This window comes from Methylocella sp. CPCC 101449 (assembly GCF_031921685.1).
Taxonomy (GTDB): Bacteria; Pseudomonadota; Alphaproteobacteria; order Rhizobiales; family Beijerinckiaceae; genus Terripilifer.
Map to the genome: position 1 here is coordinate 295,442 of NZ_JAPDHU010000003.1, position 18,556 is coordinate 313,997.

Here is an 18,556-nt window from a genome sequence, read left to right on the forward strand (position 1 = left end):
TTACCGCTGAGCCCATTTTGCCGCGGCTTCGCCCGCGGCAAAGCCGGTCGAGAAACAGGCTTGCAGCAGATAGCCGCCGGTCGGTGCTTCCCAATCGAGCATTTCGCCGGCGATGAACAGGCCCGGCCATCGTTTCAGCATCAGCGTTTCGTCGACTTCGGTGAAGCTGACACCCCCGGCGGTGGAAATGGCGCGTTCGATCGGTCGTGGGCGCAACAGGTGCAGCGGCAGAGCTTTGATGCGCGCCGCGAGAGCAGCAGGCTCGCTCGGCAACGCACCCGCTTCATAGAGCAGAGCCGAGGCGATCGGCGTCAATCCGGCCGCTTTGCGCAAGTGCGATGACATCGACGCCTTGCCGCGCGGCGCGGCGAGACGCGTGGCGAGTTGCGCGGCCTCAAGGTCGGGGCGCAGATCAATCGACAGCATCGCCTGTCCGTCGCGGGCGATCGCTTCACGCAGCACAGGCGACAGGGCATAGACCGCCCCACCCTCGATCCCATAGTCGGCGACAACCGCTTCGCCGCGCACGCGCTCGCCGCCAAAATCGAGCGCGATATTCTTCAAAGGCGTTCCGGCGAAACGTTGTCTCAGATGTGCCGACCATGCGATCTCGAAGCCGCAATTGGACGGCCGCAGCGGGCTGATCGCCACCCCTTGCGTCTCGAACGTCGACGCCCAGGCGCCATCGGACCCCAAGCGCGGCCAGGAGCCGCCGCCGAGCGCCAGGACGATGGCATCTGCCGTCAGCTTGAGGACCTGGCCGGACGGATCGTTCAGCAGCACGGCCCCGTCAGCAACGCCCGTGAACATATGGCGCGGCCGCAGGACCACTCCCAGCTCGTCCAGGCGCCGTAGCCAGGCGCGCAGCAGCGGCGAGGCCTTGAAACTCTCCGGAAACACCCGCCCGCTCGACCCGACGAAGGTCGGCACGCCGAGCTCCGCGCTCCAGTCGCGCAGGGCCTGTGGCGGGAACCCGGCCAGGATCGGCCGCAAAACCTCGGCCGCCGCACCATAGCGCGTCACGAAACGCTCGAAATCCTCGCTATGGGTCAGATTGAGGCCGCCCCGCCCGGCGAGCAGGAATTTACGCGCCGGCGAGGCCATCCGGTCGAAAACGGTCACGGCGAGCCCGGCGCGGGCCAGACGCTCGGCGGCCATCAACCCCGCGGGCCCCGCTCCGACGACACATGCGCTTTTCTGGCCCAATCCACTGCCCCGCTGAATCACGCCAAAGCCTTAGTCCGATCGGTGTCGCTGTGCTATCCCTCCGCCCATGAACCAGCATGCCAAGCGCCGCCACCAGGCGGGTATTTTCGACCTGCCTGACGACGATGACGATCTGCCACGGCCGCCGCCGCGTCTTTTAGCGACGCCGGAGGCCGGTAAACGCAGCCACACCGTCGATGAGACCGGCGCCGGCCAGCGGCTCGATCGCTATCTGGCGGGCCTTGCCGATGCCGCCGGCGAAGCTTTGTCGCGCACGCGCATCCAGGCCCTGATCGAAGATGGCCAGGTCACCATCGACGGCCGGGCCGCCCGCGACGCCAAATCGAAGGTGCGTGCCGGACAGATCGTCACCATCGACGTACCGCCCCCGGTGGCGGCCGAGCCGGAAGGCGAGAACATCCCGCTCGACATCGTCTTCGAGGACGAGCATCTCATCATCGTCGACAAACCGGCGGGCCTGGTCGTGCATCCCTCCGCCGGCCATGAGACAGGCACGCTCGTCAATGCACTCATCGCCCATTGCGGCGCCTCGCTCTCAGGCGTCGGTGGCGTCAGGCGGCCCGGCATCGTCCATCGCATCGACAAGGACACTTCTGGCCTGCTCGTCGTCGCCAAGACCGATGCGGCGCATCAAGGGCTTGCCGCGCTCTTCGCCGATCATGGCCGCACGATGCGGCTCGAGCGCGAATATCTGGCGCTGGTCTGGGGCGCTCCGCAACGCGGCCACGGCACCATCGAGACTGCCATCGGCCGTCACCCCACCCACCGCGAGAAACAGGCCGTCGTGCGCGACGATCGCGGCCGCGAAGCCATCACCCATTGGGAATTGCAGGAGACCTTCGGCAAGCGAGATGCACCGATCGCTGCCCTCGTTGCCTGCCACCTCGAAACAGGCCGCACGCATCAGATCCGTGTTCACATGGCCCACATCGGCCATCCGCTGCTCGGCGATCCGGTTTATGCCACGGGATTTCGCACCAAAGCCGCGCGGCTCGACGAAGAACCGCGTCAACGGCTGGAACAGCTCGGCCGGCAAGCCCTGCATGCCGCCGTGCTCGGCTTCGACCATCCGATCACCGGCGAGGCCCTGACCTTTGAAAGCGAACTGCCGCAGGACATGGCCGTGCTTCTCGAAGCGCTGCGCACGCAAGCGGAGTAGCGTTTTCGAGCGAAGTGGACGCCGGTTCGCGTGAAGAGAACGCGTCAAACACAAAACTTCAGTTTTTCGTCCGGATCGCGTCCCGGATCTTGGTCAAAAGATCCGGCGAGGCGCCATAGATTTTCTCCAGCAGCTTTTGCAGATCTTCGCCGGAGGTCGGGTCGACCTCAAGCCCCATGCGCTTGGCTTCCGCCTGCAACTCCGGCGCCTGCCATGTGTCCATAAAGGCCTTGCGCAAGGCAGCAACGCGTTCGTGCGGCACGTCCGGCGCGACGAAATAAGGCCGCGCGAATATCTCCTGCGCGTAGATCGTGTTCAGGATGGTGCGCTGTTCCTCGGTCTTGGCGAATTCCAAGGTGCGCGGCACGCCTTGCTTGTCGAGTTCATCGGCACCCCGGGCATTTTCCTGGGCAATCACACGGATCTTCTTCTCGTCGAGCAGTGGCGCATATTGCGTGGAGAGGCTCGTCCAATTCATGCCACACATGCCGTGAATTTCGTTCTTCTCGATGGCGGCCATGATCTCACGGCTGCTGGGATAGCCGAGCACCGGCTTGAATTTGGCGCCCAGCACATTGTTCAGCAGAAGAGGCAGATAGCCCGTCGCCTCGGTCTCGCTCGTGCCACCGACGACCAGTTCCGCCTTGAACGTGTCAGCGAACGTCTTGGCCGGCGCATCGGGACGCGCCACGCAGACGAAAAGATCAGCACTCGCACTGCCAAGATAGCGTAAGCGCATCGGGTCATAACGCAGCCGCGAGGGATCTTCGAGAATGGCGGCAAGTGGCTGTGTCGAAAAGGCGGCGCCGATAATGGTTCCATCTTTCACGGCGGTCGTTGCCACATGCGCTGCCATCACATTGCTGGCATTTCCCGGCATGTTGGACACGACGACATTCGGCGCGCCGGGCACATGCGCGCTCAGAAAACGCGCCATCAGCCGCGCATAGACATGGTAGCCGCCACCAGCTGACGTCCCGACCAAAATGGCAATCGTACGACCCTTGTAGAATTGTCCGACCGCCTCTTGTGCGCCAGCCTGTTGAAAGGCCGTCACCATTGCGAAAACAGCCGCAACCAGGAACCTGCCCACTGCAATCTCCTTCTGTTTCGTCTGTTACAAAAACCGCTACCGTCCCACGAGGTTCCTGTTGAAGAACCATTCACTTGCACAAATCTCTTGCTTGCCTCGGTTACGCCGCTAACCTGCCCGGCCAAGAACAAAAGAGACAGAAACAAAAGAGGACGTCTGATGGGGCTTGCGCATTCCGAACATTCCAATCCCGAGACGGTCGGCGAGGTCGCAACGGGAACGCGCATCGTCCGCCGCGACGCTCATGCCCCCACACAACGGGTTTCCTGTGACATTTGCGTGATCGGCTCCGGCGCCGCCGGCATTTCCGCGGCCATCGAAGCCGCGCGTCTCGGCCGCCGCGTCATTCTTGTCGATTCCCTACCGGTGCTTGGCGGACAAGCCGTCAACTCGATCATCGGCACGTTCTGCGGCCTCTTTTCCAATGGCGACTATGGCTATCAATTCACCCATGGCATTGCCGACGATATTCTGCGCGACCTCGGCGCCATGGATAAGGCGCTCTACTATCGCCACGGCCCGGTGACGACGGTCGTCTATTACGATGAAGTGGCGCTCGGTCGCTGGGTCGAAGAGAGCGTGCGCAAGGCTGGTATCGTCACCATTCTCGGCGCCATCATGCGCAAGGTCGAGCGGGACGGCCGGCGCGTTAAATCGATCGAGCTGGCGACGCGCTATGGCGACGTCATCGTCGAAGCGACAGGCTTCGTCGATGCCTCTGGCGATGCCGCCCTCGCGTGGCTCGGCGGTTTCGCCTGCCGCGAACCCTCAGGCAATCCGGTGTTCGGCACACAGATGGTGGTGGTCGAGAACATCGATGAAGCGGCTCATCCGACGCGCGCGCAATTGGCGCAGAAGATGGAGGAGAAGGGTGAGGCCTATGGCCTGCTGCGCCGCAATTGCGTGTCCTTCGTCATTCCTGGCCGCAACATCGCCGCGCTCAACATGACCCATACGGATACGCCGCTCGAGCCGCTCGCTGCCTCCAAATCGACGCTCGACGGCAAGGCGCAGGCCGATCTTTCGGTCAAATTCCTGATGGAACAATTTCCAGACTGTTTCGGAAAAGCGAAAATCCGCAGCTACGGCATGCCCGGCATCCGGCAGACACGCTGGATCGTCGGCCGGCATCAGCTCTCGCTCGAAGAAGTGCGGCAAGGCTTCCGTCATCCCGATGCCATCGGCCGCACCGCCTGGCCGGTGGAACTGCATGACCACGGCGCTGGCTATGCCTGGCAGACCTTTCCGGAAGATCACGCCCATTACATTCCGCTCGGTTCGCTCATCCCGGAAGAGGCCGACAATCTCTGCGCCGCCGGCCGCTGCATCGATGCCGACCTCGCGGCGCTCTCGAGCGTGCGCGTGATGGGGCCTTGCATGGCCATGGGCGCGGCCGCCGCGCACGCGCTGGATCTCGCGGGTTCCGGCAGCGTGCAACAGATCGATGTCGGTGCTTTACAGAAGCGCCTCAGCGCCAATCTCGACCGCACCGACGGCGGCGGAAAGGATAGAAATCTGAATTAGGGGATAGACTGGAAGGGAGGGAAATTATGAAAACGATCAGAAAGAGTGGGACGGCCTTAATGGCCTTGGCTCTGGCGCTGTCTTTGACGATGCCACCGGCCTTGGCTCAAAATGCGGCTTGGGACAAGGTGATCGCCGATGCCAAGAACGAGAAGGAGCTCGTTCTCTACACGGCACTCGTCGGCGATCCGACCTTGAAAGCCATCGTTCAGGGCTTCCAAAGCAAATATGGCATCACGGTCAACGTGCTGGAGGGTCGCGGGTCCGACATTCGCGAACGTGCCCGCGTCGAACAAGGCGCCGGCCGCTTCATCGCCGATGTCACCTATACGTCGGAAGGCCAGGCGAGGCTGATCGCCCGCGAGGACAAGAGCTATGTGCAGCACGAGGCGGTGCCCAATATCACCACCTTGAAGCCTGAATTCGCCAAGATGACGAGCGACAATCTCTTCGCCCCATCGATGACCATCCCCTACGGCATTCTCATCAATGCTTCGATGATCAAGCCGGAAGACGAACCCAAGAGCTGGGCCGATCTGGCCAATCCGAAATGGAAGGGCAAGATTCTCTCCGACGACGTGCGCGCCGTCGGCGGAGGCTATCTGATGTTCTTCGCACAGCTCAATGCAGCGGGCCTCGGCGAAAAATATCATCAGGAGCTTGCGAAGAACGAGCCGTCCTTCACCCGCGACATGCGGGAAGCCGGCCGGCGCGTCGCGCGTGGCGAATATCCGATCTATGTGCCCTTCATCCTCACCGACATCGCCAATCTGAAGGGACTGCCGGTCAAGCCGATCATTCCGGCCGAAGGCGTGCCCTTCGTGCTCTATGGCAATGTGCTGATGCGCAATGCGCCGCATCCCAATGCGGCACGCCTCTACATCGATTACGGCATGTCGGAGGAAGCGCAATTGCTTTGGGCGAAGACCGGCATGGGCGTCGTGCGCGACGGCCTGGCCGATAAGATTCCGCCGGAGGTCAGGCCCTTCGCCAACGCCAAATTGCTCGGCACCACCGATCCCGACCGGCAGAACGAGGGCATCGCCCTCGCCAAGAAGATTTATCAGTAGTCCGCAGTGTCATCCCCGACAGCCGCGTAGCGGCTGAGCGGGGATCCAGGGGCGCGTGGTAGAATGCTTGCAGCGAAACTGTCGTAACGCACGGCAGACTGCCACGCTCTACCGCTCGCCCCTGGATTCCCGCTCGCGCCTACGGCGCGTCGGGAATGACACGGAGAGTTCGCCTTCCGACCTTATAGATTCTTGCCCTTGCGCTCACCGCGCAGGAATTCGCGGATCACCTGCTCGTTCAAGGTCACGGTCGGATCATATTCCGGCGCGTCTTCCATCTGATCGAGCGTGTTGAGCCCCATCTGTTTGAAGATGCGCGCGGTCGAGGAAATCAGCCGCACGGGCAGCTTCGGATCGGCATTGAAATGCTGATGAATGGTATTCGGCGGAATGTAGATATAGTCGCCGGCTTCCCATTCGAGTTTCTTGATCTCGTCCTGTGGCGTCCAGGAGAACACGTCGGTGATCTCGACGTCGCAGTCCTGATGCAGGTCGTAGCCACGCCCTTCGAGCACATAGACGCATTCCTCGGCCAGATGCCGATGCCGGCCCGAGCGCGAGCCAGGCGGAATGATCTGCATATAGGCGTCGACCGTCTCGATACGGGTGTTCATCTGCTCGTTAAGCAGATGTTTGAGCAGCCCCTGCCGCGACATCTCCCACGGCATTTCGTGCGGATGGACGACCTTCTTGCGGCGCGCATTGCGTGATGGCGCATCGCGCGCATCGTCCAACAGGCGCTGATAGAGATGTTCGTTGTTCTGGCCGGTGAGCCAGCTTGCGCTTTCGCCCCAGGCCATCAGTAACCTCCCTTGGGATGGTTGAAATCGTCCTCGATCTCGCGCGCCTCGAAACCTTCGCACTCGGGCGTCACGTCGACGGGACGTTCCTTCACCGTCTTCTGGAACAGCATGTTGAGGAAGAGATACATCGGCTTCGTCTTGATCACGAGTGCGCGCGCCGGCTTGTCCTTCGATGCATTGAAATGCTGATGCACGCAATTGTTGTGCACGATGGCGATGTCGCCGGCCTTCCAATCGTAACGCACGCCATCGTGAATCTCGTAGCCTTCGCCGTCGAGAATATAGAAAGCCGCTTCGTTGACGTGACCATGCTTCTGCGACGAGGCGCCCGGCGCATATTCTTCCAGATGCATGTGAAAGGTCTGGGTGATGCCGTCTTTCGGTTCGACATAGTGGCGGCTGAACGCCTGCGGCCCGTCGACGAACTTGATGTCCTTCGCCTTGCGCACGCGCGGCACCGAGCGCAACCGATCGAGTTCTTGCTTGACGTTATATTCGCCTTGAATGCCGCGCACGAAAACGCGGTCTTTCTTGCGGTGATAGAGCGTTTCGCGCTTCTCTTCGAGCACCGCCGAATTGTGTCCGATGTCGGCGGGTTGCGCACCGCCTTTTTGTACTCTGGAATCCGTCGTCATTGGTTCCTCCCGCGCCAAGGCTGGAGCTCGGCTTGCGTTTGCAGCCTGTCTATACGCGCGCCTTTAGCGGATGTCATGTGTCGACCTTTGGCCCATTGCCACTGCGTATGGAGCCCCCTAAGTTGCTGATGGGGCCGGTAAATTGCGCAAAAACTTGCAGCCGGCTGAAGCGGAGGAGGAACTATCATGCATCGCACGATTGCATTCACGGCGCTTTCCCTGTCGGCAACATTGGCGCTCAGCACTGCGGTACTCGCCCAGCAGCCCGCTCCAGCCACACCGCCAGCACCACCCGCGGCCGCGCCGTCCGGGCCGCCGGGTCTCAGCCAGATGGATCTCTCGAACCCCACCGGGAGCAAGCAGGATCCGAAGCTCGCGCCAATTCCCGTTCCGCCGCTTGCCACCGCGGTCGATCGTCTGCCACTCGACAAGATCAAACTGCCGCCAGGCTTCAAAGCGGAAGTGTGGTCGAGCGGTCATCCCGGCGGGCGCACCATGGTCGTCGGCCCGAAGGGCACCATGTTCGTTGGCACGCGCACGCTCGGTCGCGTCTATGCAATCACCGACAAGGACGGCAAGCGCGAGGTGAAGACCCTGCTCACCGGGCTCACGCAGCCAAACGGCCTCGTCGTCAAGGATGGCGCGCTCTATGTGCTCGCGATCAATCGCGTGCTGCGTTACGACAATATCGAGGACAAGCTGGCCAGTCCGGGCGAACCCATCGATCTCACCGACAAGTTCAAACTGCCGCCGGAAGTTCACCACAATTGGAAATATGCCGCCTTCGGTCCGGATGGAAAGCTCTACATCCAGGTCGGCGCCAATTGTAACATCTGCGAGATCAATCCCGGCGTTCACGGCCAGATCCGCCGCTACAATCCCGATGGCTCGGGCATGGAAATCGTCGCGCGCGGCGTGCGCAACACGGTCGGCTTCGATTGGCATCCCGTCACCGGCGAATTGTGGTTCACCGACAACGGTCGCGACTGGGCCGGCAATGCCGGACCGGAAGACGAGCTGAACCGGCTGCCCAAGAACATGGTCGGCGCCAATTTCGGTTTCCCCTATTGCCACGCCAACGGCATTGCCGATCCCGACATCAAGAAGCCCAATGCCTGCGCGGGCGTAATTCTGCCCGCCGCGCTCACCGGACCGCACGCGGCTGGCCTGGGCATCCGCTTCTATACCGGCTCGATGTTCCCGGCTTCCTACAAGAACGTTGCTTTCATCGCCCGGCACGGCTCGTGGAACCGCGAAGAGAAGTTCGGTTACGATGTGGTCGTCGCCCGCATTTCGGGAAGCCGCGCGAAGATCGAACCGTTCATGACCGGCCTGCTCGGCGCCAAGGACAACAAGTTCTACGGTCGCCCGGCTTATGTGCTGCCGATGCCCGATGGTGCCCTCCTCGTCTCCGACGAACAGAATGGCGCGATCTATCGCATCAGCTATGCGGGCCGGACCGCCAGACGGTGAGAATGATGCAGCGATTGAACGGCATGTTCGGATTGGCGGCCCTTATGTGGGCCGCCAGTTTTTCCGCACCGCCCGCGATGGCGCAGGCGCTGAACGAGCGACTGCAAACCTGCGCCGCCTGTCATGGCGAAGACGGCAATTCCAAAATGGAAAAAATCCCCTCCCTTGCCGGTCAGCCGGAATTCTTCGTGCTCAATCAATTGGTGCTGATGCGCGAGAACGTGCGCCAGGTCGAGCAGATGATGACCTTCGTCAAGGACCTGAAGGACGAGGAGATCCAGGGCTTGGCGCAGCACTATGCAGGCCTCAAGCCCGCGCCAACAGATGAAACGGTCGATCCCGCTTTGGTCAAACGCGGCGCCGAATTGGCGCAGCGGCTGCGCTGTGCCTCCTGTCATGGCGACGGGTTGGAAGGACGCGAGCAGATGCCGCGCCTGGCACGCCAGCGCATCGACTATATGTTCGAAGCCATGCAGGCTTTCCGCGACAATCGCCGCAGCGGTGCCGACACCGCCATGACGGCGGTGATCGTCGGCGTCTCAGACCAAGATCTTCTGGCCTTGGCTCAATACGCCAGCACGAAATAGGCCCGCGAAAAAAAGATCGCCCGACCACTCTCGACGGCTGGCCGGAACCAAGGCAAACTGCCCTCCGGAGGATAGATTGCGCATCGCGCCCTAGAGCGTGATCGCTCTTGAAGGGAGGACTTGATGGCATATCGCACGAGATATGTGCCGGCCTATTTGCCTGCGCTGTTCAGCCTTGTCGTTGCAACCGCTCTGCCCTCGCTGGCCAGCGCTCAGGATGTGGTCAAGGTTGCCATTCCGCAGCGCGGAAACTGGGAGACATCGGTCGCCGACGTCGGCCAGCAAGCCGGCATTTTCGCCAAACACGGCATCAAGGTCGAGGTGCTCTACACATCGGGCGGCGGCGAAACCTTGCAGGCTTTGATCTCCGGCAGCGTCGACGTCGCTATCGGCACAGGCACCGCTTCGATCATGGCGGCCTTCGCCAAGGGCGCGCCGATCCGACCCATCGCCTCGTCCACATCGGGCGCGCGCGACATCTTCTGGTATGTGAATGCCAGTTCGCCGATCCAATCGCTGAAAGACGGCGCCGGCAAGACCATCGGCTTCTCGGCCGGCGGCTCGTCCTCGAACATCGCCACCCTCAAACTCATCAAGCAATCCGGCACGGCGATGAAGCCCGTGGCCACCGGCACGTCGCAAGCCACTTATGCGCAGGTGATGTCCGGCCAGATCGACATCGGCTGGTCGGCGGTGCCCTTCGGCATCGATCTTCTCGAAGACAAGAAGATCCGTCTGCTGGCGCGCTACGACGACATTCCCGAGTATCGCAACATGACGGCGCGCATGCATGTCGCCAATCTCACCTTCATCGAGAAGCGTCCGGACGTGCTGAAACGTTTCCTCGCCGCTTACGACGAAACGCTCAACTGGATGTACAAAGGCGACGAGGGATTGCTGACCTTCTGCAAGATCTACAATCTGCCAGAGAAGGAAATCCGCATCGCGCGCGATCAGTTCACCCCCAAGGAAGCGCTCGATCTCAAACGCCGCGTCGGCATCGACGTCGCCATGGAAGATGCGCTGGCGCTGAAGTTCATCAGCAAGCCGCTGACCCAAGCCGAACAGGACGAGCTATTCAAATATTACTACAAGTGAAGGACGCATGGGTATCGGCTTCGCTTGAGAGAGCTGTTGGCGTCGCCGTCGATAGCTGAGAGCTTCGGCGCAACGGGGATCGTTTCATCAATCAAAACGCGCCTGCAAATTGCGTGTTTGCAAGAGAGATTTTATAGTCATGCGATAACAAGCAATTTGCAGGGGAACGGTGACACCATGCTGGGGGAAAAGATCGCCAAAGGCATCATCGCGCTATCCGCGTCTGTTGTTGTCGGCTTGCTATCTGGCGTCGCAAACGCACAAGACTTCCCAACACGTCCCCTTAAGTTCGTCGTCGGCTTCGGCCCCGGTGGACTGGGCGACATTGCCGCGCGGGCCGTCGCGCAAAAAATGTCCGTGTCACTCGGCAAGCCCGTGGTGATCGAAAACATGCCCAGCGCCGGCGGCATGCAGGCGGCCGGCATGGTGGCGCGCGGCGAAGCGGACGGTCACACGCTGCTGCTCGTCAGCGGCCAGAATGCCATCTCGCCCTCGCTGTTCAAATCGGTGCCGTTCGATTGGCACACTGATTTCGCGCCCGTGGCCACGATCAGCGTTTTCGATTTCGTCATCGTCACCGGCAAGGACAGCCCGCTGAAACAGGTGTCCGACCTGTTGCAGCGCGCCAAGGCCAATCCCGCCGCCTTCAACATGGGCACGATCAGCACCGGCAGCGCACAAAATCTCGCGGCGCTGCTGTTCTCCTCCATGGCCGGCGTCAAAATGCAAATCGTGCCCTTCCGCACCACCGGCGACGTCACCACCAATGTCCTGTCGGATCAGATTCAGGCGGCCTTCGAAACCCTGCCGGGCGTCATGGGCCAGATTCAGTCGGGAAGCCTGCGCGCCCTAGCCGTGTCCTCGGATAAACGGGTGTCGTTCATGCCCGAGGTGCCGACCCTCGTCGAAGCCGGTGTTCCCGGCTATTCGCTGATCTCGTGGAATGGCGTCGTCGTGCAGAAGAAGACGCCGGCCTCCGTCATCGCGCGCCTCAACAGCGCCATCAACGAGGCGCTGAATGCGCCCGATGTCAGCAAGATGTTCAGCGGCATCGGCATCAATCCGCGGCCGGGGCCACCAGAGGCTCTCCAGGCGATCTACGACACCGATCTTGCCCGCTGGCGCAAAGTGATCGCCGATGCCAATATCCCCCAGCAATAGGGATAAACGATCATGAATACCGATCCGCGCATCGACAGCCGCTCGGCAAGACCGGCTGATATCGACGAAGCCGAATGGCAGACCCGCGTCGATCTCGCCGCCTGTTATCGTCTGGTCGATCATTTCGGCATGTGCGATCTGCACCTCAACCACATCTCGGCCCGCGTGCCGGGCAAGGAGGAGCATTTCCTTATCAATCCGTTTGGCATGATGTATGAGGAGATCACCGCCTCGTCGTTGATCAAGATCGATCTCGACGGCAATATCATCGCCAATTCCAATCCGGATTATTCGATCAATCTGCCGGGCTATGTCATTCACAGCGCCATTCATGGCGCCCGGCACGACGTCACCTGTATCGTCCACACCCATACCGATGCGGGCATGGCGGTCTCATCGCTCAAATGCGGCCTGCTGCCGCTGACGCAGACGGCCATGCGCTGGGGCAAGATCGCCTATCACGACTTTGAAGGCGTGGTCGTCGATCTCGACGAGCGCGGCCGCCTCGTCGCCAATCTCGGCGATAGCGAGGTGATGATCCTGCGCAATCACGGTTTGCTCGCCACCGGCGCCAGCATTCCCCAAGCCTTCAGCAATATCTACCGATTGGAACGCGCCTGTCGCACGCAGCTCCTGGCACTCGCCTGCAATTCTGAGTTGAATATTCCAGCGGGCGATATCATTGCGCGTTCCAACCAGCAGCTCGCTGTTTCGCCGACGCGCGATGCCAAAGGCCAGGTGCGCGCGCAGGGCGCGATCGAATGGCCGGCTTTGAAGCGCATGCTCGATCGCCGCGATCCCTCTTATCGCACGTGATTATGGCACCCGATCGCAAAACCTGACGGGGAACCGCGATCGGGTCTGGCCATCGCGGGCGAGCGCGACTATTCCTTAAGGCTACGAAAGCGTGATGATTCGCTAACGGCGTTAGGGATTTGTTCACCAGATTTCCGCCATTTTGACAGTCTGCGTCCGGCCGTCGCTGGTCGTCTGTCTCATCGCAGCCATTGGGATTTTCACATGCCGACCTTTTCGCTCGACGCTCTCGATCTGGCCGCCCTGCTCTGTTCCAAGGTCTGCCACGACGTCATCAGCCCGGTTGGTGCCATCATCAACGGTCTGGAAGTCCTCGAAGAGGAAAAAGACGCGGAAATGCGGAAGTTCGCCAACGATCTGATCCGCAAGAGCGCCCATACGGCTTCCGCCAAACTGCAATTCTGCCGCCTCGCCTTCGGCGCCGCCGGATCGGCGGGCGCCTCCATCGATACCGGCGATGCCGAACAGGTGGCCCGCAATCTTCTGGCCGACGACCGGCTGAAGTTCGAATGGGTCGGCACCCGCCAGCTCATGCCGAAGAACAAGGTTAAGCTGATCCTCAACCTGTGCCTGATCGCCTCCGCCTGCATTCCCCGTGGCGGCCTGCTGCGCGTTGTCATCTCCGGCGAGAACGACACCACCAACGTGGCGCTCGAAGCCTCCGGCCCCAATCTGCGGCTGGCCAACGGCGTTCCCGCTTTGCTGGCTGGGGAACCGGAAACCGGCAATATCGATGCCCACGGCATCCAGGCCTATTACACCGGCCTCGTCGCCCGGGCGTGCGACATGAACGTTGAAATCGCCGTGACCCCGGAAAAGGTGTCGATCGACGCCCGCCCGGCGACCATGGCCGCCGCGGCCTGAAGAAGCCCTGACAACCAGGCCTTAACCCATTGTGTGCTCTGTTCTATGGCCGCATGAACCGCGGCGGGATAGGCGTGCGTAATGGACGAACTGCTCAACGAATTCATTGTCGAGACCAACGAGCAGATCGAAGCCGTTGCCTCGCAGCTCGTCGCCTTCGAACGCACGCCCTCTAACTTCGACAGCATCACCGCCATCTATCGCCTGATCCACACGATCAAGGGCACCTGCGGCTTTCTCGACCTGAACCGCCTGGCACGCCTGAGCCATGCGGCCGAAACCCTCATTTCGCGCATTCGCGACGATCGCGTCGCCACCCCCGCCGCCGTTTCCCTGATCCTCTCCACGGTCGACCGTATTCAATCGATCCTCGAAGGCTTGGAAAAGACCGGCAAGGAACCGGTGCAAGACGACAGCGAGCTGATCGCCGCCCTGGAAGGCATGGCGATCGTGACCGCTCCGAGCGAGGAACCGAAGGCGGAAGCACCGGCATCGGCCGAACCGGCGGGCGAAAGCCCAACCGCCGCAAAGCCCGCCAACGCGCCCGCGTCGAACCGCGACAGCGCCAGCATTCGCATCGCGGTCGGCACTATCGAACGGCTGATGCGGCTGGTGTCCGAACTGGTACTCACCCGCAACCAGCTCTCCGAGATCAGCCGCCACAGCAACACTGGCGAATTGGCACTGTCGATGCAGCGCCTATCGACCATCACGACCGATCTGCAGGACGGTGTGATGCAGGTGCGCATGCAGCCGATCGATCGGCTGTTCTCGAGCCTGCCGCGCCTGGTGCGCGATCTGAGCCACGAACTCGACAAGAAAATCGACCTCATCGTCGAAGGTTCCGACACCAATTTCGATCGCCAGCTCGTCGAACTGTTGCGCACGCCGCTCGTCCACATCATCCGCAATTGCGCCGACCATGGCATCGAGCCGGCCGCCGAACGTCTGGCCGCCGGCAAGTCGGCTGTGGGCCGCATTCGCGTTTCGGCCGCCCATGAAGCGAGCCACGTCACGATCGAAATCGCCGATGACGGCCGTGGTCTCGACGCCGACAAGATCCGCGCCAAAGCCCTGTCGCTCGGCCTCGCCAGTTCGGCCGATATCGCCACCATGACGCGCGATGAAATCTACAATTTCATCTTCGCGCCGGGCTTCTCGACCGCACGGCGCGTGACGCAGGTGTCCGGCCGTGGCCTTGGCATGGACATCGTCCGGCAGACCGTGGAGTCCATCGGCGGCCGGATCAACATGTCGAGCCAGCCGGGCATCGGCAGCGTCTTCAAGCTGAAACTGCCGCTGACCTTGGCGATCACGCCGGCGCTCGTCGTCACCTCGCGCGGCCATCGCTTCGCCGTGCCGCAAAACGCCGTCATAGAGGCCGTCGCCTGCCAGCCTGGCGGATCCTGCCGTCTCGACCTGATGCAAAACGCCCCTGTCCTGCATTTGCGCGATGAAATCCTGCCGGTCATCGACCTCGCCAGCCACTTCGACAGAGCAGCGCCGCCCATCGCTATCGATCGCGAACAATTGGTCATCGTGCTGCGCTCGGGCACCGCGACCTTCGCAGCCACCGTCGACACAATCGCCGATATTCAGGAAATCGTCGTCAAGCCGCTGGGTCCGTCTCTGGCGCATATCGCCGGCTTCGCCGGCAATACGATTCTCGGCGACGGCTCGGTGGTGCTGATACTCGATATCGCCAGCCTTGCGACGACGCTCGGCCTGTCGACATCGACCAACTTCAGCCCGAAGCAGCGAGACGACAGCGCCTATGTCAAGGAAGCGACGCGCATGATCGTCTTCCGCGCCGGCCCCGGCCCGCGCAAGGCCGTGCCGCTGTCGCAGATTTCTCGCATCGAAAATGTCGCCACCGCCGATATCGATCAATCCGGCGGCGCCTATGTCCTCAAGCGCGGCAGCTCCATCATTCCGCTCGCCGCCTGCTGGGACGCCGATTTCTCCACCCAAACGCAATGGCCGGTTTTGATCATCGGCGTCGGCGGCGAACCCATGGGGCTGGCCGTATCGGAGATCATCGACGTCGTCGACGAGCCGCTCAACATCAACATTCCCGCGTCCGTGCCCACCGTGCTTGGCTCGACGATCCTGGCCGGGGAAGCGACTGAGATCGTCGATCTCGCCCACTACATGCAGATCACGCTGCCCAAGGCCTTCCAGCGCGGCCATGCGCGCAAGTTCAACATTCTCCTCGTCGACGACAAGCAGTTCTTCCGCGATTTGCTCGCTCCTGTCATTTCCGCCGCCGGTTATGACGTCACCTCCGTGGCCAGCGGTGCCGAAGCGCTCAGCCTCGTCGAGCGCGGGCATGATTTCGACGCGGTGATCTCCGACATCGATATGCCCGGCATGACCGGCTATCAGCTGGCGCAGACCTTGCGCGCCGACCACGCTTTCGGATCGCGGCCGATCATCGCCATCGATGCTTACGCCGGCCCCACCATCGCCACCGCGGCGCGCAAGGCCGGTATGACCGATGTGATCGGCAAGTTCGATCGCACCGCCCTGATCGACAGACTGAGCACGGCGCTGGAAGCCGATACCTTCGGCGCTTCATCCATTGAAGGCAGCGCCATGAACGGAGCGGCCGCATGAATCGTCCCGACATGAACCGCCCCGAACTGCAACGGCGCACCGGTGCCCCCGTTTCATCGGCACTCGCGCAACGCACCGATAGCGTTTCCGCGCTGCTCGTCTTCGTCGTGACCATCAACGGTGAAACGTTCGGCCTGCCGATCGAACATGTGCGAACGGTGTTTCGCGTCACCGATGTCACGCCCGTGCCTTTGGCCCCCCCCTATGTGGTCGGATTGATCAATCTGCGCGGCAAGATTCTCACCGCCGTCAGCCTGCGCCAGAGGCTCGGCCTGCCCACCGATACGGTGAACAACGCTTTCGCCGTATGCCTGAAATATGAGGACGAGGATTTCGCCTTGATCGTCGATACGGTTCGGGACGTCGTCGAAGTACGGGAAGCCGATCGGCTCCCCGCTTCCCCGCACATCGCCGATGCGCGGGCGCAGCTCACCCTTTCAATCTATCGGCAGGGCGAAACGCTCCTGCCTGTGCTCGACATCGCGAAAACAGTTTTGGCCAGCACCGCGGCGCAAGCCGCCTGACCAGTGAAATGGACGGAGACCTATCATGAAGCACATCCTGATCGTCGATGACTCCACCGTCATCCGCAAGATCGCCAAGCGCATCCTGGAATCGCTTCACTTCGAGACCTCGGAAGCCGACGATGGCGAGAAAGCCCTCGCCATGTGCATGGAGCGCATGCCCGACGGCATCCTGCTCGATTGGAACATGCCGGTGATGGACGGCCTGACCTTCCTGCAGAACCTGCGCAGCCGCCCGGACGGCACGCACCCCAAGGTCATTTTCTGCACGACCGAGAATGATGTCTCGCACATCGCCCGCGCCCTGCACGCCGGCGCCGACGAATACATCATGAAGCCTTTCGACACGCGCATCGTTCAATCCAAATTCGAGGAAATCGGCCTCGCCTAACGGCGTGGCTCAGCCGGCATGACCAAAGAAAACGCCAAAGCGAAATCCAGTAAGTCCGCCGCGATCGCGCAGCCGCGCGCGATCGTCATCGGCGCATCCGCCGGCGGTCCCGAGGCCTTGGCGACGCTTTTCGAGTCGCTCGTCGATTGCAATATTCCCGCCCCGATCTTCCTCGTCCTGCATATGCCGACGGATTTCTCGGCCATGGTCGCAGCCTATATCGAACGCGTCAGCGGCCGGCCGACCAGCACCGCAACCGACGGCGCACCGCTCCCCGGCCATATCTATGTCGCACCCGCCGGACGGCATTTGCGGATCACCGGCCGCCCCAGCCGCGCCATGATGCGTCTCGATGACGGCGACAGCGAAAACTTCTGCCGGCCGGCCGTCGATGTGCTTTTCCGCTCCGCCGCCGCGACCTATGGCCATGGCTTGCTGGCTTTGGTGCTCACGGGCACCGGCCACGACGGGCTTGCCGGCGCCGCCGCCGTTGCCGCGGCCGGCGGCACGATCATCGCCCAGGACGAGAAATCCAGCGCCGCTTGGGGTATGCCCGGCGCCGTCGTCGAACACGGCCATGCGACGATGGTGCTGCCCATCAAAGTCATGGGCCTGAAAATCGCGTCGTTGTTTCGTCCCGTCGAGCCCGGACGCGCCGCATGACCAACCGGTTCGATCAATTCCGGACCTTTCTCAAAGCCACCACGGGGGTCGCGCTTGAAAGCGATCAATGGCAAGCGGCTGAACAACGCCTGGCCCCGGTGGCGGGGCGCCTGGGCCTTTCGATCGACGATCTGATCGACCGGTTTCTGCGGCATAGCGATCCCCGATTATCCGCCGCCGTCGTCGACACAATGATGACCAACGAAACCTTCTTCTTTCGCGACCGCAAACCGTTCGAACTGTTCCGCGAGGTCATTCTGCCGCGCCTGCTCGAGCGCAAAGGCGAAGAGCGCCGCCTGCGCATCTGGTCGGCGGCCTGCGCCACCGGCCAGGAACCCTATTCGCTTGCCATGGTGCTCGACGAGGAAGCCCATCGTTTCAAGGACTGGACGATCGAGATCGTCGCCTCGGACATTTCCGCTTCCGCTTTAGAGACCGCGCGCGGCGGTCTCTACAATCAGTTCGAAGTGCAGCGCGGCCTGCCCGTCGCCCTCTTGCTGCGCCATTTCCAGCGCGACCTGGAAAAATGGCGGATCACCGAGCGCCTGCGCGCGCAGGTGCAGTTCCAACAGGTCAATCTGATCGACGACTTCAGCCGGTTCGGTCCGTTCGACGTGATCTTCTGCCGCAATGTCCTGATGTATTTCGATCAGGCGACCCGCAAGACCGTGCTCAACCGTCTGGCCAGGACCTTGACGCCGGATGGCATTTTGATGCTCGGCGCGACCGAGTTCACGCCCGGTGACTGCGCCTTCGCGGCTTTGCCGGAAAGCCCGGCCCTGCTGCGGCTGCGCAAATCGAAGTCCGAAGCACCGGCCAGCCGCCTCGCCACCGCTTGAAACATCATCCTGG

At 62.1% G+C, this 18,556-nt stretch carries 18 protein-coding genes; 14 read left to right on the forward strand and 4 right to left on the reverse strand.

Annotated features, from left to right (window positions below):
• Positions 1–1,206 carry a TIGR03862 family flavoprotein gene (locus tag OIM99_RS21550; RefSeq protein ID WP_311852537.1) on the reverse strand — a complete coding sequence of 402 codons (1,206 nt, stop codon included), beginning with the start codon at positions 1,204–1,206 and terminating at the stop codon, positions 1–3.
• Positions 1,207–1,273: 67 nt separating this feature from the next.
• Here OIM99_RS21550 and OIM99_RS21555 point away from each other — a divergent pair, with 67 nt between their 5' ends.
• A complete protein-coding gene (locus OIM99_RS21555; RefSeq protein WP_311852538.1) occupies positions 1,274–2,386 on the forward strand; it encodes an RluA family pseudouridine synthase in 1,113 nt (370 codons plus the stop codon).
• 58 nt (positions 2,387–2,444) lie between these two features.
• Here the strand turns inward: OIM99_RS21555 and OIM99_RS21560 are convergent, their stop codons facing one another.
• A complete protein-coding gene (locus OIM99_RS21560; RefSeq protein ID WP_311852539.1) occupies positions 2,445–3,479 on the reverse strand; it encodes a hypothetical protein in 1,035 nt (344 codons plus the stop codon).
• A gap of 159 nt (positions 3,480–3,638) precedes the next feature.
• Between OIM99_RS21560 and OIM99_RS21565 the strand changes: the two genes are divergently transcribed.
• Both OIM99_RS21565 and OIM99_RS21570 read left to right on the forward strand, forming a co-directional pair.
• Positions 3,639–5,003, forward strand: coding sequence for an FAD-dependent oxidoreductase (locus OIM99_RS21565; RefSeq protein ID WP_311852540.1), 1,365 nt, complete (start codon positions 3,639–3,641; stop codon positions 5,001–5,003).
• A gap of 26 nt (positions 5,004–5,029) precedes the next feature.
• A complete protein-coding gene (locus OIM99_RS21570) occupies positions 5,030–6,073 on the forward strand; it encodes an extracellular solute-binding protein (RefSeq protein ID WP_311852541.1) in 1,044 nt (347 codons plus the stop codon).
• 182 nt (positions 6,074–6,255) lie between these two features.
• Here the strand turns inward: OIM99_RS21570 and OIM99_RS21575 are convergent, their stop codons facing one another.
• On the reverse strand, positions 6,256–6,873 hold the full coding sequence (locus tag OIM99_RS21575; protein ID WP_311852542.1) for a cupin domain-containing protein: 618 nt from the start codon (positions 6,871–6,873) through the stop codon (positions 6,256–6,258).
• Positions 6,873–7,511, reverse strand: coding sequence for a cupin domain-containing protein (locus OIM99_RS21580; protein WP_311852543.1), 639 nt, complete (start codon positions 7,509–7,511; stop codon positions 6,873–6,875). The genes OIM99_RS21575 and OIM99_RS21580 overlap by 1 nt, the downstream gene beginning before the upstream one ends.
• Before the next feature lie 186 nt (positions 7,512–7,697).
• On the opposite strand from OIM99_RS21580, the gene OIM99_RS21585 reads away from it, so the two are divergent.
• From OIM99_RS21585 to OIM99_RS21635, 11 genes are all read left to right on the forward strand, one after another.
• A complete protein-coding gene (locus tag OIM99_RS21585; RefSeq protein WP_311852544.1) occupies positions 7,698–8,984 on the forward strand; it encodes a PQQ-dependent sugar dehydrogenase in 1,287 nt (428 codons plus the stop codon).
• A gap of 5 nt (positions 8,985–8,989) precedes the next feature.
• A complete protein-coding gene (locus OIM99_RS21590; RefSeq protein WP_311852545.1) occupies positions 8,990–9,571 on the forward strand; it encodes a c-type cytochrome in 582 nt (193 codons plus the stop codon).
• Positions 9,572–9,694: 123 nt separating this feature from the next.
• Positions 9,695–10,669, forward strand: coding sequence for an ABC transporter substrate-binding protein (locus tag OIM99_RS21595; protein ID WP_311852546.1), 975 nt, complete (start codon positions 9,695–9,697; stop codon positions 10,667–10,669).
• Between the two features lie 177 nt (positions 10,670–10,846).
• Positions 10,847–11,830: a tripartite tricarboxylate transporter substrate-binding protein gene (locus OIM99_RS21600; protein ID WP_311852547.1), complete on the forward strand. Its 984-nt coding sequence runs from the start codon at positions 10,847–10,849 to the stop codon at positions 11,828–11,830.
• A gap of 12 nt (positions 11,831–11,842) precedes the next feature.
• Positions 11,843–12,646 carry a class II aldolase/adducin family protein gene (locus OIM99_RS21605; RefSeq protein WP_311852548.1) on the forward strand — a complete coding sequence of 268 codons (804 nt, stop codon included), beginning with the start codon at positions 11,843–11,845 and terminating at the stop codon, positions 12,644–12,646.
• Between the two features lie 204 nt (positions 12,647–12,850).
• Positions 12,851–13,510, forward strand: coding sequence for a histidine phosphotransferase ChpT (gene chpT, locus OIM99_RS21610; protein ID WP_311852549.1), 660 nt, complete (start codon positions 12,851–12,853; stop codon positions 13,508–13,510).
• A gap of 81 nt (positions 13,511–13,591) precedes the next feature.
• On the forward strand, positions 13,592–16,126 hold the full coding sequence (locus OIM99_RS21615; protein ID WP_311852550.1) for a chemotaxis protein CheW: 2,535 nt from the start codon (positions 13,592–13,594) through the stop codon (positions 16,124–16,126).
• Positions 16,123–16,650 (forward strand): chemotaxis protein CheW, encoded by a 528-nt coding sequence (locus tag OIM99_RS21620; RefSeq protein WP_311852551.1) that lies wholly within the window; start codon positions 16,123–16,125, stop codon positions 16,648–16,650. The genes OIM99_RS21615 and OIM99_RS21620 overlap by 4 nt, the downstream gene beginning before the upstream one ends.
• 25 nt (positions 16,651–16,675) lie before the next feature.
• On the forward strand, positions 16,676–17,041 hold the full coding sequence (locus tag OIM99_RS21625; RefSeq protein WP_311852552.1) for a PleD family two-component system response regulator: 366 nt from the start codon (positions 16,676–16,678) through the stop codon (positions 17,039–17,041).
• A gap of 18 nt (positions 17,042–17,059) precedes the next feature.
• The gene (locus OIM99_RS21630) at positions 17,060–17,704 is read left to right on the forward strand and encodes a CheB methylesterase domain-containing protein (RefSeq protein WP_311852553.1); all 645 of its coding nucleotides are present in this window, start codon (positions 17,060–17,062) and stop codon (positions 17,702–17,704) included.
• Entirely contained in the window at positions 17,701–18,543 is an 843-nt protein-coding gene (locus OIM99_RS21635; RefSeq protein WP_311852554.1) for a protein-glutamate O-methyltransferase CheR, read from the forward strand. The genes OIM99_RS21630 and OIM99_RS21635 overlap by 4 nt, the downstream gene beginning before the upstream one ends.
• The last annotated feature ends 13 nt before the right edge of the window (positions 18,544–18,556 follow it).

Coding starts and splice junctions, on each gene's coding strand:
- OIM99_RS21555 (WP_311852538.1), top strand. CDS start 1,274: ATGAACCAGCATGCCAAGCGCCGCCACCAGGCGGGTATTTTCGACCTG.
- OIM99_RS21565 (WP_311852540.1), top strand. CDS start 3,639: ATGGGGCTTGCGCATTCCGAACATTCCAATCCCGAGACGGTCGGCGAG.
- OIM99_RS21570 (WP_311852541.1), top strand. CDS start 5,030: ATGAAAACGATCAGAAAGAGTGGGACGGCCTTAATGGCCTTGGCTCTG.
- OIM99_RS21575 (WP_311852542.1), bottom strand. CDS start 6,873: ATGGCCTGGGGCGAAAGCGCAAGCTGGCTCACCGGCCAGAACAACGAA.
- OIM99_RS21580 (WP_311852543.1), bottom strand. CDS start 7,511: ATGACGACGGATTCCAGAGTACAAAAAGGCGGTGCGCAACCCGCCGAC.
- OIM99_RS21585 (WP_311852544.1), top strand. CDS start 7,698: ATGCATCGCACGATTGCATTCACGGCGCTTTCCCTGTCGGCAACATTG.
- OIM99_RS21590 (WP_311852545.1), top strand. CDS start 8,990: ATGCAGCGATTGAACGGCATGTTCGGATTGGCGGCCCTTATGTGGGCC.
- OIM99_RS21595 (WP_311852546.1), top strand. CDS start 9,695: ATGGCATATCGCACGAGATATGTGCCGGCCTATTTGCCTGCGCTGTTC.
- OIM99_RS21600 (WP_311852547.1), top strand. CDS start 10,847: ATGCTGGGGGAAAAGATCGCCAAAGGCATCATCGCGCTATCCGCGTCT.
- OIM99_RS21605 (WP_311852548.1), top strand. CDS start 11,843: ATGAATACCGATCCGCGCATCGACAGCCGCTCGGCAAGACCGGCTGAT.
- chpT (WP_311852549.1), top strand. CDS start 12,851: ATGCCGACCTTTTCGCTCGACGCTCTCGATCTGGCCGCCCTGCTCTGT.
- OIM99_RS21615 (WP_311852550.1), top strand. CDS start 13,592: ATGGACGAACTGCTCAACGAATTCATTGTCGAGACCAACGAGCAGATC.
- OIM99_RS21620 (WP_311852551.1), top strand. CDS start 16,123: ATGAATCGTCCCGACATGAACCGCCCCGAACTGCAACGGCGCACCGGT.
- OIM99_RS21625 (WP_311852552.1), top strand. CDS start 16,676: ATGAAGCACATCCTGATCGTCGATGACTCCACCGTCATCCGCAAGATC.
- OIM99_RS21630 (WP_311852553.1), top strand. CDS start 17,060: ATGACCAAAGAAAACGCCAAAGCGAAATCCAGTAAGTCCGCCGCGATC.
- OIM99_RS21635 (WP_311852554.1), top strand. CDS start 17,701: ATGACCAACCGGTTCGATCAATTCCGGACCTTTCTCAAAGCCACCACG.